Genomic DNA, 14,791 nt, shown 5'->3' with positions numbered 1-14,791 from the left:
CAGGTTACTATCATCATAAAAAAGCTCAACCCGATGAACTCGCTAAAAATGAGACAAATCATTTATATCTCGAAAAAACTTGTTACAATCATGAGCGCTACACCGAACTTAACCATATAAATTATGTGTGTTTTGTTTATTTTTTAAACAATTACAACTATCCATTATTTACACAGGTATCAAAATGTTAGCGCAGCTTTTTGAGCAGTTGTTTCAATCGATAGACTCTACACTGATCACCAATATTTTCATCTGGGCTGTTATATTCGTATTTTTATCAGCCTGGTGGTGTGACAAAAAAAATATACATAGTAAGTTTAGAGAATATGCTCCAACCTTAATGGGGGCATTAGGTATTCTGGGTACTTTCATTGGTATTATTATTGGGTTACTCAATTTTAATACTGAAAGTATTGATACCAGCATCCCCGTATTATTAGGCGGCCTAAAAACAGCATTCATTACAAGCATTGTAGGTATGTTTTTTGCCATTTTATTTAATGGAATGGATGCTTTCTTTTTTGCCAATAAACGAAGTGCGTTAGCAGAAAATAACCCTGAATCTGTTACACCTGAACATATCTATCATGAATTAAAAGAGCAGAACCAGACTCTGACTAAATTAGTCTCGGATATTAACGGTGATAGTGAAGGTTCTCTTATTGCTCAAATAAAATTACTACGTACTGAGATTAGCGATTCCTCGCAGGCACAATTAGCTAATCACACTCATTTCAGTAATAAGCTTTGGGAACAACTTGAACAATTTGCAGATCTAATGGCAAAAGGTGCTACAGAACAAATTATTGATGCTTTGCGACAAGTCATTATTGATTTTAATGAAAATTTAACTGAACAATTTGGTGAAAATTTTAAAGCACTTGATGCCTCTGTAAAAAAACTTGTTGAGTGGCAGGGAAATTATAAAACACAAGTTGAGCAGATGTCAGAACAATATCAACAAAGTGTCGACTCCCTGGTTGAAACAAAAACTGCGGTTGCCGGGATTTGGGAAGAATGTAAAGAAATTCCTCTGGCTATGTCTGAACTGCGTGAAGTGCTTCAGGTGAACCAACATCAAATTAGCGAACTCTCCCGCCATTTAGAAACCTTTGTCGCCATCCGCGATAAAGCTACAACCGTATTACCTGAAATACAAAACAAAATGGCTGAAGTGGGTGAACTGCTGAAATCCGGAGCTGCAAATGTTAGTGCATCTCTTGAGCAAACCAGCCAGCAAATACTTCTTAATGCAGATTCAATGCGCGTGGCCCTGGATGAAGGTACCGAAGGATTCAGACAATCGGTTACCCAAACACAACAAGCATTTGCCTCGATGGCACATGATGTCAGCAATTCCTCCGAAACCCTAACCAGCACGTTAGGTGAAACAATTACTGAAATGAAACAAAGTGGTGAAGAATTCCTGAAATCACTAGAGTCGCACTCGAAAGAATTGCATAGAAATATGGAACAAAATACGACGAATGTGATTGATATGTTCAGTAAGACTGGTGAAAAGATTAACCATCAACTATCCAGTAATGCCGATAATATGTTTGATTCAATCCAGACATCATTTGATAAGGCAAGTGCAGGGCTGACTTCTCAAGTCAGAGAATCAATTGAAAAATTTGCTCTATCCATCAACGAGCAGTTACATGCTTTTGAGCAAGCAACTGAACGTGAAATGAACCGTGAAATGCAATCATTAGGTAATGCTCTGCTTTCAATCAGCAAAGGTTTTGTCGGTAACTATGAAAAACTTATTAAAGATTACCAAATAGTTATGGGGCAGTTACAAGCATTAATTTCTGCTAATAAACATCGCGGGTAATCGTTCATGGATAAGATTATAGGGAAACAATTACCTAAAAAAGATCAAGATAATGAACATTGGGTATCCATGTCAGACCTAATGGCAGGGCTGATGATGGTTTTTATGTTCATATCTATTGCTTATATGCACTACGTACGTATTGAAAAAGAAAAAATTAAAGAAGTTGCCGTAGCCTACGAGAATGCTCAGTTACAGCTTTATAATGCTCTGGATATTGAGTTTGCAAAGGATTTACAAGACTGGGATGCAGAGATCGATAAACAGACTCTGGAGGTTCGATTTAAATCACCGGATGTTTTATTTGGCTTAGGAAGCACAGAGCTAAAACCAAAGTTTAAACTCATTCTTGACGACTTCTTTCCTCGCTACCTAAAAGTTCTAGATAATTATCAGGACCATATTACTGAAGTCCGCATTGAAGGTCACACAAGTACTGACTGGACAGGAACAACGAATCCTGATATTGCTTATTTTAATAATATGGCACTATCACAAGGTCGTACACGTGCAGTATTACAATACGTTTATGACATAAAAAATATCGCGACACACCAACAATGGGTTAAAAGTAAATTTGCCGCAGTAGGTTATTCATCTGCACATCCCATTCTTGATAAAACCGGCAAGGAGGATCCTAATCGCTCTCGTCGTGTCACCTTCAAAGTTGTAACAAATGCCGAATTGCAGATTAGAAAGATTATTCAGGAGTAAGAGATGAAATTATCTATCGACATTTCAGAACTTATTCAATTAGGGAAGAAAATGTTACCAGAAGGAGTCGATTTTTTTCTGGATGAATCCCCTATTGACTTTGATCCTATAGATATTGAGTTATCCACGGGTAAAGAAGTTAGTATCGAAGATCTTGACCCTGGTAGCGGGCTTATCTCTTATCATGGCCGCCAGGTTCTTTTATATATTCGGGACCATTCAGGGCGTTATGATGCGGCTATCGTAGATGGCGAAAAAGGAAAACGTTTTCATATTGCCTGGTGCAGAACTCTTGATGAAATGCGCCATAAAAATCAATTTGAAAGGTATCATGCAACTAACCGCATAGATGGTTTATTCGAAATTGATGATGGTTCAGGTCGGAGCCAGGATGTTGATTTACGGGTATGTATGAATTGCCTCGAACGACTTAATTATAAAGGAAGTATTGATAAACAACGAAAAAGAGAGATTTTTAAATCATTCTCATTAAATGAGTTTTTTTCAGATTATAGTACCTGTTTTCGTCATATGCCTAAGGGTATCTATGACAAAACAAATAGTGGGTATGTCGAAAACTGGAAAGATATATCTAAATCAATACGAGAAAAGGCAAATTATGTTTGTAATGATTGTGGCGTGAATTTATCAACCGCCAAAAACTTGTGCCATGTCCATCATAAAAATGGCATCAAATATGATAATCACCATGAAAACCTTCTTGTTCTGTGTAAGGATTGCCATCGTAAACAGCCCCTCCATGAAGGTATATTCGTTACCCAAGCTGAGATGGCTATCATTCAACGTTTACGTTCCCAACAAGGGTTATTAAAAGCCGAATCCTGGAATGAAATATATGACCTGACTGATCCATCAGTACATGGTGATATTAATATGATGCAACATAAAGGCTTTCAACCTCCTGTTCCTGGGTTAGATCTTCAAAACTCAGAACATGAAATTATTGCAACCGTAGAAGCAGCATGGCCAGGCCTTAAAATTGCAGTTAACCTTACTCCCGCCGAAGTCGAAGGATGGAGAATATATACCGTGGGTGAGCTGGTTAAAGAAATACAAACAGGAGCCTTTACGTCAGCAACGTTGTAAATTCCGAAACTCCGTGAAAGTTAAGACTTTCACGGAAGATAAATAAAATTTTCCTGATTTGTGACTCAAATTATAAAAGTCGTTTATGGCATAACTTGTCTGTTTTTTTGGTGTAATAGGTATAAAGGCATATGCTATGGTTAGCCTTATATTTAAAACTTTCCTCATACGGGTGAAGGTTAAAGCTTGGTAGATAGGTTACAGTCACAATGAATAAAGCAATAACGGTGCTTGCTATAATGATGGCTTCATTTTCCGTAAATGCGTCTGTATTACCGGAAACGCCTGTGCCATTTAAAAGTGGTACCGGAGCAATTGATAACAACACTGTCTACATTGGTTTAGGTAGCGCAGGTACGGCATGGTACAAGCTGGAGAAACAGACCAAAGATAAAAAAATGGACAGCGTTAGCTGCATTTCCTGGTGGACCGAGAGATCAAGCAACTTCTGCATTTATTGATGGCAATCTGTATGTGTTTGACGGCATTGGCAAAAACAGTGAGGGCTTGACTCAGGTATTTAATGACGTTCACAAATACAACCTCAAAACCAATAGCTGGGTTAAATTGATGTCGCACGCGCCGATGGGCATGGCGGGTCATGTGACATTTGTACACAACGGCAAGGCTTATGTTACTGGCGGTGTTAACCAGAATATCTTCAATGGCTATTTTGAAGATCTTAACGAAGCTGGAAAAGATTCAGCGTACCGGTCACCGGAGAACTGGACGACGGCACTGCGAAGCAGTCATTTCAGTCGGGGGATGATTGTAGACAAATTTGTTGACGCTATTTTGCGGTTTTGGCGTGAAGGGTGAGCGTTCATTAATTTGATTTATTTGCATCCATCAACGCTTTTAACTGCTCCGGCGAAAACGGTGGTTTGCGTCGGTGCAACATCGCATGGCAATTAGGGCACACAGGAAGCAAATCATTAACTGGATCCAGCTGGTAATCCTCTTTAATGGCTGAAAGCGGGACCAGGTGATGCACATGGATAAAGCCTTCAGCGATATCACCATAGATCTTCACCAGATCAACGCCGCATACGTTGCACTGGCATCCATGATGTTCGACCGCTTTATCTCGGGCCTTTTTATCGCGTTCATAGCGGTTTACTGTCACCTTTATCGCCGCACCTTCAACGTATGTCTCCTGCGACGGCAACTCATCCGGGAACAGAACGTCGGCTATGGGAGCCGCAGCGGCTTTATCCTGATGAATATGAAATCCCTGCTCTATGAGTAGTTTGACGCATTTAGATTTTATTCCGCCGGTGAAATCCGCAGGGGTAAATTGCGTCCCCGTCATCAATGTCGCTGCGATGCCAGCAATCGCCTTCGAGGGGTAACGTCGGCCATGATATTCAATCTCATACAACCGCGCAGGCTGGAACTGATGAGTTTCTCCCGCATCCCATAAATGGATAGCTTCGATGATATACCGCCGCGGAAGATGATCGGGGAGTTTATTCATGGAGAATGTCCTTATACGTTCTCAGAACAGGCAGCAAAAAAAACAAATGAGATCAAGGTAATATATCTTCACTTGCAGGCTTGAACAGCAGAAAAATTTGCGAGCATGATCGCAATTATTTCACTGCCAGGGATATCAATGGCTTCCAGTAAATCGCTACAGCAGGCAATTGCCAATATAAAAATCTGGCACAAGGGTGAACAGCGCGCGCCGCATAAGCCATTGTTGTTTTTATATATATTAGCGGGATACCTGAATGGACATCCGCGCCTTTTCGATTATGGCTCGGAAATCTACGAACCTCTGCACAGTTTACTGGAACGTTTTGGGCCACAGCGTTCACAGTACCGACCTGATATGCCGTTCTGGCGATTACAAGGCGACGGATTCTGGCAATTACACAATGCCGAACTTTGCTCAACAGCAGGGAGTAGCCGACAACCGCCAGTGAAGGAACTGACCGAACACCGCGTTGCAGGCGGTTTCGATGAACAGCACTATGCCCTGGTAATCGGCAATAAAAAACTCATCAATACCCTGGCGCAACAGATACTCGAAGCGCACTTCACCGAGAGCATTCAGGAAGAAATTGCTGACGAGCTGGGTTTTGATCTCCAGCAAATCCGTAAACAGCGCGACCCGTTATTTCGCAAACTTGTATTGCGCGCATATAACTACCAGTGCGCGATATGTGGCTTTAATATGCGCCACGATGACACCACCGTCGCACTGGAAGCAGCGCATATAAAATGGAAACAGCACGGCGGTCCTTGTGAAATTCCTAATGGCCTGGCGCTTTGTGCAATACACCATAAAGCCTTTGATAAAGGATCGATTGGCCTGGATGAAAATATGCGGGTACTGGTCTCGGATGCGGTAAACGGCGGAGGGATCGTTGAGAAACTATTCTGGGATTTTGACGGGAAAACTATTGCGTTACCACAGGTGCGTAAAAATTACCCTTTTGAGGGGTTTGTGGAGTGGCATCGAAAAGAGGTTTTTAGGGGGTGAGGTTGATAACTATCGCAGTATGTTCAATATTGCTGACATAATCAGTGCAGGATCTTGCCGCTAGTTTACAACTCGCCTTCGATAGCGGCGCAAAACGAGTTCTGTTGCCGATATCCTCGGCTATGGATATTCCAACAGTTCCGGCAGAGTTGTTTACCAAGTTTCAGGTAAGTTTTTACTCAGAACCGGTTGATGCGGTTTATAAGGCGCTGGATGTGAATTAACACATTCCTCAGCTTATTTACAAAAGGATTATTCCCATTTGATATAATATCAGTGCCAATTTACTTTTTTCAATGGAATATATCTCGGCTAAATAACAATAAAACTTATCGCTAATGGATTAAATAAACAATTTTCTAATTTATTTCACCACCTTTGATATAGAAATTGATGGTGTTGTCGCTGCCATTGCTTATGGTGATGATAAAATCCACGTTTCTGGATCGGTGCGTAGAAAATCATCACTTCCTTGATATTTTGATGCGATATGATCATACCGTTCCGTAGTACCAATTTCAACTTTAGGCTAAACCCCAACATTAAAAAAATTAGAGTTATTCACTGATTATATTATCAATAATATAATCAGTGAATAACATGGACTATATAATAAATTGCTCTAATCATTTCCCTTACGAATATATGGGCCAAAAGCCCAAGAATCATAATAAGGGTGATGGACTAATTTTTCATTAAATCGAACACTATAAGTTAATTTTTTTATATTTTTACGTACAGCATTAATACTGGGCAAAGAGGAAAGATAATCTATAAACTTATCGATAGTGATTTTCCCTTCGCAACACTCAAACCCATCAATGATATTTTTCGCCATTTTTCCATTTTCATTTGTTTGATATATCACTCCAGGTATTCGTTGAAAAAAACTAGATAATGCATATTTGTCCGCTACATATGTATCATCCACATGATATTTCCCACCGAGCATAGTTGTAGTAACAATAAGCTTATACACACCTTTGGGTTGCCATGTTGATGGTAGTTCGAATTCTTTAATGATCACATCAAGATGATTAAGATAATGTTCAGAAATTCGATTTATTTGTTGAAAATAAGAACGCATAAATTTATTATTATGATCATGTATTAATGAGCTATCTCCAACGATGTTACACACTTGCTGATAGTACTTACCATAATATATTGGTTGACCATTTGATTTTAGTTCTGTAAAAATCAAACAATCATCCAGGAGAATCACGCAATCGCACTGATAATTAGCATGAGCATCAATTGGAGAAGCTTTAATCCCCGCATCACGAACTTGTTTTATAAATTGTTGCTCATGAAATCGCCCTTTACTTGCTTGAGAAATTTTTTTGGAACCAAATAATGACATTAGAGAGCGAGTCACTGAGCTATTTGCTATTAATGCAGGCATTAAGCATAAACCGTCCATACAGGGAATAAATGGGCAATCATTAAGATCATGTGATTTTGAATTGAAGGTAAAATAATCTATCAGTTTTTTTGCTGCATCTGCTGCAATCCCCTTACGTTGAAAGAATGATAACCAACTCTCACGGCTTTTTATGACCAGCCAGCGATCCAACTGTAGGGGTATAGGTTTTGTCGATGAAAATCTTTTGCTCATTTCTTCTTTAGATAACTCGACTAAACATTGATAAGCGTGCACCCAATTAAATAATGATATATTCCCATATTCTTCATGAAGGTCATCAGGAGACATATTTTCCAACTCGCTTAAATGAAATGAGCTAAAAACGCCATCAGAATTTAAGTAAGATGGCATATGATCCTTTACCCAACTATTTAGATGAAAATGTTTGTTACTAAATTCATGAACTTCGCTATATAGATGTGACGCTCTCATCATTAGTCTATTTCTTGCAATCTCATAATCTCGGTATAAACAAAAACTATCAACCTCAAGAGAGTAAATGTTATTATCCAATTTTGTAAATACTGCACTACTTAGTCTGAAAAAGTCTCTTACTCTGCTTAATGAGTCAAAAACATTCCACTCATTAAGGTACCCTCCCATTGAAAGCAAGGTTTGTTTATTCACACAAGAAGTTAGTTTCAATGGCCCATGAGTCCGTAAATAAGAAAATATTCTTCCGGTGTAATTGGCTACCTCATCAAATGCCCTATCGATAACTCGAAAATATTCGATATCAGGTTCAGCATGAATATTAATATTTTCAGAAACGATAAATAATGGAAAAATCCTCTTCATTTTTTTAGGATCATTGACCACAACCAAGGATGATAATGATGATAAAAACATCTCACAAAACATGATGAGATTAAGTATTAATGCATGTGATTTTTTTGTATTTTTACGCCAAATACCAGCACATTTTGCAGCCCCAAAGAAAGAATTATTTATATCATGCATAATTTTACATTGACTCTCGAACTCAGAGATTAGTTCAATGTTATCAGGAAATGAGTTTACTAGCTCATTAATACATTTTTTGAATGTATTGTTATACTCAACTTCAGTCTGAACTGAAAATCTATTATAATAGATGGAAGATATTCTCAGCACATCCAAGGCGATATCTATACTAATATCATCTCTTTTTATGTACTCACAAAAAAAAGAACAAAACTGTTTCGGGTCGTTAGCAAGATTACTAATTCTAGTGGTATCATAAACTTTTTCCATTTTTCCATACATCCTATTGTCTAAATTACTATAAAATTAGCCACTTAACTAATAATTATAAATTTCATCTTTTGCACCTTGCATTTTTATAACCAATGAAATCTACAACAAGCAACTGATGGATAATCCGATATTGGTCGCATTTAATGGCATGGTAGCAAAGTTTTCATCACATACCTCCTTTGCACCAGAATAAACGCCAGAGACCTGAAATTGCGAGTACACTACAGAAATTGTACTGCCGGTCCCATCAGCATAAAACCATAGTTACACAGGTAATCATCATTATTCACCAAGATAATAAATATTATTCGGTAGAATAGCGTTCTCAGGTGGTCAGTAAAATTGTCTTCAACAAGATGTCTGCGCATCTCGTCTGCTAGCCCTACATAACTGCTCTCGACCGAAACTATTTATTGAATGTTCACCAAGGTGGGCGTGGAGACAAAATGACGTCTTTTGATATTAGCTACCTGAGCCACATGGTCAAAACGTTCAAGTAGCATAGCGAAACCACCCTGCCCACGTAATGTGGACGATGCAGCTTCCAGCCAGAGCAAACTTGGGACCATCGACTACCAAATGAAGAATACTGAACTGCTTTTCTGGCAGGCCTATATACTGCACGGATATGGGTGATTTCAGACACAAAAAAAGCCGCTCTTGAGCGACTCGATTTGCATACGGTGTGGTGCCGAAGGCCGGACTCGAACCGGCACGTATTTCTACGGTTGATTTTGAATCAACTGCGTCTACCGATTTCGCCACTTCGGCACTGAAGAGGTATGCGGAAAACGTTGTGGATTATACCTGTCACGCGCCACCATGCAAGCGCCAGCTTGCTCGCACCTCGCTAAGTGCTGAAATTTTCAGCATTGCATACCGCGATGTGTAACCTTTGTCACACTCCAGGCACCCCGCCCTACCATGCTCTACACTTCCCAGACAACACCAGAGAAGGACAAAAATATGTCGATGATAAAAAGCTATGCCGCAAAAGAGGCTGGCGGCGAACTGGAAGTTTATGAGTACGATCCCGGTGAACTGAAACCACAAGATGTCGAAGTGCAGGTGGATTACTGCGGGATCTGCCATTCCGATCTGTCGATGATCGACAACGAATGGGGATTTTCACAATATCCGCTGGTTGCCGGGCATGAGGTGATTGGTCGCGTGGTGGCGCTCGGGAGCGCCGCGCAGGATAAAGGTTTGCAGGTCGGTCAGCGTGTCGGGATTGGCTGGACGGCGCGTAGCTGTGGTCACTGCGATGCCTGTATTAGCGGTAATCAGATCAACTGTGAGCAAGGTGCGGTGCCGACGATTATGAATCGCGGTGGCTTTGCTGAGAAGTTGCGTGCGGACTGGCAATGGGTAATCCCACTGCCGGAAAATATTGATATCGAATCTGCCGGGCCGCTGTTGTGCGGCGGTATCACGGTCTTTAAACCACTGTTGATGCACCATATCACTGCTACCAGCCGCGTTGGGGTAATTGGTATTGGCGGGCTGGGGCATATCGCTATAAAACTTCTGCACGCAATGGGATGCGAGGTGACGGCCTTTAGTTCTAATCCGGCGAAAGAGCAGGAAGTGCTGGCGATGGGTGCCGATAAAGTGGTGAATAGCCGCGATCCGCAGGCACTGAAAGCACTGGCGGGGCAGTTTGATCTCATTATCAACACCGTCAACGTCAGCCTCGACTGGCAGCCTTATTTTGAGGCGCTGACGTATGGCGGTAATTTCCATACAGTCGGCGCGGTCCTCACGCCGCTGTCTGTTCCGGCCTTTACGTTAATTGCGGGCGACCGCAGTGTCTCTGGCTCTGCTACCGGCACGCCTTATGAGTTGCGTAAGCTGATGCGCTTTGCCGCCCGCAGCAAGGTTGCGCCGACCACCGAACTGTTCCCAATGTCGAAAATTAACGACGCCATTCAGCATGTACGCGATGGTAAAGCGCGCTACCGCGTGGTGTTGAAAGCAGATTTTTGAAAATCATTCGCAGCGCTGATCTGAGGCGCTGCCCTCTTTCGCACATATTCTGTTTTGTCTTATCGCCAGCACAGCCTGCCGACATTGTTCGGTGACATTGGCAATATCATGGTTGATATCAATGCGCACAATATCCTGTTCATCTGCTTGTGGTCGCTCCAGCGCCTCAAACTGACTTTTTAGTAACGCTACCGGCATAAAATGCCCAGCCCGACGCTGCATTCGCGCGAGAATAGTTTCATAATCGCCATCTAACCAGAGGAAATGAACATGGGGGCTACCCTTGCGTAAAATATCACGATACTGTTTTTTTAATGATGAACAGACAATAAATCCTGTTTCATTCTTTTTATAAAGACTGTATGAAGCATCATTTAAGCGTTCCAGCCAGGGAAGTCGATCTTCATCAGATAATGGAATGCCTTGCGACATTTTATCTATATTTTTGGCTGGATGAAGATCGTCACCATCAATAAATTTCGCAGACAATAACGCGGCAACCTTGCTACCAATTAATGTTTTACCACTCCCTGATACGCCCATCAAAATAAAGCTTTCACCCGCCATTTAAAATCTCCTGAATCATCTTACCTGCGGCGATACTACGCCTGGCGGCATAATAATTTCACGTTTTTTTATTTCTGTTGATAAGAATTACAAGGCACATCACGTTATGCGTAACATAGTAATGTAACAATTTTCTGACGTGATCTTCATCACAAATAATGACAATTAAAACCGCTTAAATGCTTCCGAGGTGTCTACCTGACCAGTGAGGAATTTATGCAAGTGAAAACACAGTCCTGCGTTGTTGCGGGCAAGAAAACTGTTGCCGTTACCGAGCAGACGATAGATTGGAATAATAATGGAACATTAGTACAAATAACCCGAGGTGGAATTTGCGGTTCCGATTTACATTATTATCAGGAAGGAAAAGTAGGTAATTTCATGATAAAGGCACCGATGGTGTTAGGTCATGAAGTTATCGGTAAAGTTATTCATAGCGACTCATCAGAATTACATGAAGGGCAAACGGTAGCCATTAATCCGTCTAAACCTTGCGGTCACTGCAAATACTGCATTGAACATAACGAGAATCAGTGTACAGAGATGCGTTTTTTTGGCAGTGCCATGTATTTCCCTCATGTTGATGGTGGCTTTACCCGTTATAAAATGGTCGAAACGTCGCAATGTGTCCCTTATCCGGCCAAAGCTGACGAAAAGGTTATGGCTTTTGCCGAACCTTTAGCCGTCGCGATTCATGCCGCACATCAGGCCGGCGAGTTACAGGGCAAGCGAGTATTTATTTCCGGTGTTGGGCCCATTGGCTGCCTGATTGTCAGTGCTGTGAAAACACTGGGGGCCTCGGAAATTGTCTGTGCCGATGTGAGTCCCCGTTCCCTTTTGCTGGCCAAAGAGATGGGGGCGGATGTGCTCGTAAACCCACAAAACGACGACATGGATCACTGGAAAGCGGAAAAAGGCTATTTCGATGTCAGCTTTGAAGTGTCCGGTCATCCTTCATCAGTGAATACCTGTCTGGAGGTCACTCGTGCACGCGGCGTAATGGTGCAGGTAGGTATGGGAGGCGCGATGGCAGAATTCCCAATGATGACGTTGATTGGTAAGGAGATTTCACTCAAAGGCTCTTTCCGTTTTACCAGCGAATTTAATACCGCAGTGTCATGGCTGGCGAATGGCGTTATCAATCCACTGCCTTTACTGAGTGCTGAATATCCCTTCACTGACCTGGAAGAGGCGCTACGTTTCGCCGGTGATAAAACCCAGGCAGCAAAAGTCCAGCTTGTTTTCTAAGAGATAAATAAAGGAATAATACAATGAACGATCTATTTTCACTGGCAGGAAAAAATATCTTGATTACCGGTTCAGCACAGGGCATTGGCTTTTTACTGGCAACCGGCCTGGGTAAATATGGCGCACAAATAATTATTAATGATATTACTGCCGAACGCGCAGAACTTGCTGTAAAAAAACTCCACCAGGAGGGTATTCAGGCCGTTGCCGCACCTTTTAATGTTACTCATAAACATGAAATTGATGCCGCCGTTGAACATATCGAAAAGGACATCGGCCCCATTGATGTGCTGGTGAATAACGCCGGTATCCAGCGCCGTCATCCTTTTACTGAGTTCCCTGAACAAGAGTGGAATGATGTGATCGCAGTAAACCAGACCGCCGTGTTCCTGGTGTCGCAAGCGGTAACTCGTCACATGGTTGAACGCAAGGCAGGTAAAGTTATTAATATTTGCTCGATGCAAAGCGAACTGGGACGTGACACCATCACCCCTTATGCCGCATCGAAAGGGGCGGTAAAAATGCTCACCCGCGGCATGTGCGTCGAGCTGGCGCGCCACAATATTCAGGTCAACGGTATTGCGCCGGGCTATTTCAAAACAGAAATGACTAAAGCACTGGTTGAGGACGAAGCCTTCACCGCCTGGTTGTGCAAACGGACCCCCGCCGCACGCTGGGGAGATCCGCAGGAACTGATTGGTGCTGCGGTGTTCCTTTCTTCAAAAGCCTCTGATTTCGTAAACGGCCACCTGTTGTTTGTTGATGGCGGCATGTTAGTGGCTGTTTAACACCTACTACCCTACGTGCAGCGCGAAAGCGCTGCTTTTCTGGCACTAATAAGAGATAAAGACTATGCCATTAATCATTATTGCGGCAGGCGTCGCGCTGCTTCTTATCCTGATGATCGGCTTTAAAGTTAACGGCTTTATTGCCCTCGTTCTGGTAGCTGCCGTCGTCGGATTTGCCGAAGGGATGGATGCACAGGCCGTCCTGCACTCTATACAAAATGGTATCGGCAGCACGCTCGGCGGGCTGGCAATGATCCTCGGTTTCGGGGCCATGTTAGGCAAGCTGATTTCTGATACGGGTGCGGCACAACGTATCGCCACTACGCTGATTGCTACTTTTGGTAAAAAACGCGTGCAATGGGCGCTAGTGATCACCGGTCTGGTTGTGGGCCTCGCCATGTTTTTTGAAGTGGGTTTTGTCCTGCTGTTGCCGTTGGTATTTACCATCGTAGCATCATCAGGATTACCCCTGTTGTATGTTGGCGTACCAATGGTAGCAGCGCTCTCTGTAACCCACTGTTTTCTGCCGCCACATCCAGGGCCTACTGCCATCGCGACTATCTTTGAGGCTAATCTCGGAACGACTTTACTGTATGGATTTATCATTACCATTCCGACAGTTATTGTCGCAGGACCGCTGTTTTCTAAACTGCTAACTCGCTTTGAGAAAGCACCACCGGAAGGCTTATTTAATCCTCATCTGTTTAGCGAAGAGGAGATGCCCTCCTTCTGGAACAGTATTTTCGCTGCCGTGATCCCGGTCATCCTGATGGCTATCGCCGCCGTTTGTGAAATTACGTTACCGAAAACTAACACCGTGCGCCTCTTCTTTGAATTTGTCGGTAACCCTGCCGTTGCGCTGTTTATTGCCATTGTTATTGCGATTTTCACACTGGGCCGACGTAATGGACGCACCATCGAGCAAATCATGGATATCATTGGGGATTCTATAGGCGCTATCGCGATGATTGTGTTTATTATCGCTGGCGGCGGCGCGTTTAAGCAGGTATTAGTAGATAGCGGTGTCGGGCAGTATATTTCACACTTAATGACCGGAACTACACTTTCGCCGTTATTGATGTGCTGGACTGTTGCGGCGCTGTTGCGTATCGCTCTGGGCTCTGCCACCGTCGCGGCCATTACCACCGCGGGTGTGGTGTTGCCGATTATCAACGTTACCCATGCCGATCCCGCTTTAATGGTACTGGCAACCGGTGCGGGCAGCGTGATCGCGTCACACGTAAACGACCCTGGCTTCTGGCTATTTAAAGGGTATTTTAATCTGACGGTTGGTGAAACGTTGCGTACCTGGACGGTGATGGAAACCCTTATTTCTATTATGGGTTTGCTGGGCGTGTTAGCCATTAACGCCGTATTGCACTGAAAGAATAAAA

12 protein-coding genes, 1 tRNA gene and 2 pseudogenes are annotated in these 14,791 nt (G+C 42.6%); 10 read left to right on the top strand and 5 right to left on the bottom strand.

Annotated features, from left to right (window positions below):
- Positions 1-184: 184 nt before the first annotated feature.
- The 4 genes and pseudogenes from zorA2 to BEB54_RS29135 form a co-directional block, all read left to right on the top strand.
- The gene (zorA2, locus tag BEB54_RS14675) at positions 185-1,837 is read left to right on the top strand and encodes a type II Zorya anti-phage system protein ZorA2 (protein ID WP_105282220.1); all 1,653 of its coding nucleotides are present in this window, start codon (positions 185-187) and stop codon (positions 1,835-1,837) included.
- Positions 1,838-1,843: 6 nt separating this feature from the next.
- Positions 1,844-2,551, top strand: a complete 708-nt coding sequence (zorB2, locus tag BEB54_RS14670; protein ID WP_105277775.1) for a type II Zorya anti-phage system protein ZorB2 — start codon at positions 1,844-1,846, stop codon at positions 2,549-2,551.
- A 3-nt stretch (positions 2,552-2,554) separates the two neighbouring features.
- Positions 2,555-3,658: a type II Zorya anti-phage system protein ZorE gene (zorE, locus tag BEB54_RS14665; protein WP_105277774.1), complete on the top strand. Its 1,104-nt coding sequence runs from the start codon at positions 2,555-2,557 to the stop codon at positions 3,656-3,658.
- A gap of 209 nt (positions 3,659-3,867) precedes the next feature.
- Positions 3,868-4,363: pseudogene (locus tag BEB54_RS29135) on the top strand (kelch repeat-containing protein); the annotation flags it as partial.
- A gap of 44 nt (positions 4,364-4,407) precedes the next feature.
- On the opposite strand, the gene BEB54_RS29935 reads toward BEB54_RS29135, so the two are convergent.
- The gene (locus BEB54_RS29935; RefSeq protein WP_212734751.1) at positions 4,408-4,485 is read right to left on the bottom strand and encodes a hypothetical protein; all 78 of its coding nucleotides are present in this window, start codon (positions 4,483-4,485) and stop codon (positions 4,408-4,410) included.
- Entirely contained in the window at positions 4,485-5,135 is a 651-nt protein-coding gene (locus tag BEB54_RS14650; RefSeq protein WP_105277773.1) for an HNH endonuclease, read from the bottom strand. The genes BEB54_RS29935 and BEB54_RS14650 overlap by 1 nt, the downstream gene beginning before the upstream one ends.
- A 138-nt stretch (positions 5,136-5,273) precedes the next feature.
- On the opposite strand from BEB54_RS14650, the gene BEB54_RS14645 reads away from it, so the two are divergent.
- Positions 5,274-6,146 carry a phosphorothioated DNA-binding restriction endonuclease gene (locus BEB54_RS14645; protein ID WP_105277772.1) on the top strand — a complete coding sequence of 291 codons (873 nt, stop codon included), beginning with the start codon at positions 5,274-5,276 and terminating at the stop codon, positions 6,144-6,146.
- Positions 6,147-6,190: 44 nt separating this feature from the next.
- A pseudogene (locus BEB54_RS14640) lies at positions 6,191-6,370 on the top strand (hypothetical protein); the annotation flags it as partial.
- 398 nt (positions 6,371-6,768) lie between these two features.
- Here BEB54_RS14640 and BEB54_RS14635 read toward each other — a convergent pair.
- Positions 6,769-8,805 carry a hypothetical protein gene (locus tag BEB54_RS14635; RefSeq protein WP_105282219.1) on the bottom strand — a complete coding sequence of 679 codons (2,037 nt, stop codon included), beginning with the start codon at positions 8,803-8,805 and terminating at the stop codon, positions 6,769-6,771.
- A 689-nt stretch (positions 8,806-9,494) separates the two neighbouring features.
- Positions 9,495-9,579: transfer RNA gene (locus BEB54_RS14625), tRNA-Leu, on the bottom strand.
- Positions 9,580-9,774: 195 nt separating this feature from the next.
- Here BEB54_RS14625 and ahr point away from each other — a divergent pair.
- The gene (gene ahr, locus BEB54_RS14615; RefSeq protein ID WP_001300770.1) at positions 9,775-10,794 is read left to right on the top strand and encodes an NADPH-dependent aldehyde reductase Ahr; all 1,020 of its coding nucleotides are present in this window, start codon (positions 9,775-9,777) and stop codon (positions 10,792-10,794) included.
- A gap of 3 nt (positions 10,795-10,797) precedes the next feature.
- Here ahr and idnK read toward each other — a convergent pair whose 3' ends face one another.
- Positions 10,798-11,361, bottom strand: coding sequence for a gluconokinase (gene idnK / locus BEB54_RS14610; RefSeq protein WP_000896738.1), 564 nt, complete (start codon positions 11,359-11,361; stop codon positions 10,798-10,800).
- A gap of 216 nt (positions 11,362-11,577) precedes the next feature.
- Between idnK and idnD the strand changes: the two genes are divergently transcribed.
- The 3 genes from idnD to idnT all read left to right on the top strand — a co-directional run bounded on the left by idnD (position 11,578) and on the right by idnT (position 14,781).
- Entirely contained in the window at positions 11,578-12,609 is a 1,032-nt protein-coding gene (gene idnD / locus BEB54_RS14605; RefSeq protein ID WP_001197418.1) for an L-idonate 5-dehydrogenase, read from the top strand.
- 23 nt (positions 12,610-12,632) lie between these two features.
- Positions 12,633-13,397, top strand: a complete 765-nt coding sequence (gene idnO / locus BEB54_RS14600; protein ID WP_000998702.1) for a gluconate 5-dehydrogenase — start codon at positions 12,633-12,635, stop codon at positions 13,395-13,397.
- Positions 13,398-13,461: 64 nt separating this feature from the next.
- The gene (idnT, locus tag BEB54_RS14595; protein ID WP_001128336.1) at positions 13,462-14,781 is read left to right on the top strand and encodes a gnt-II system L-idonate transporter; all 1,320 of its coding nucleotides are present in this window, start codon (positions 13,462-13,464) and stop codon (positions 14,779-14,781) included.
- The last annotated feature ends 10 nt before the right edge of the window (positions 14,782-14,791 follow it).

Source organism: Escherichia sp. MOD1-EC6021 (genome assembly GCF_002965245.1).
GTDB classification, from domain to species: Bacteria; Pseudomonadota; Gammaproteobacteria; order Enterobacterales; family Enterobacteriaceae; genus Escherichia; species Escherichia coli_F.
This window is presented reverse-complemented; position numbering and strand designations above follow the sequence as displayed.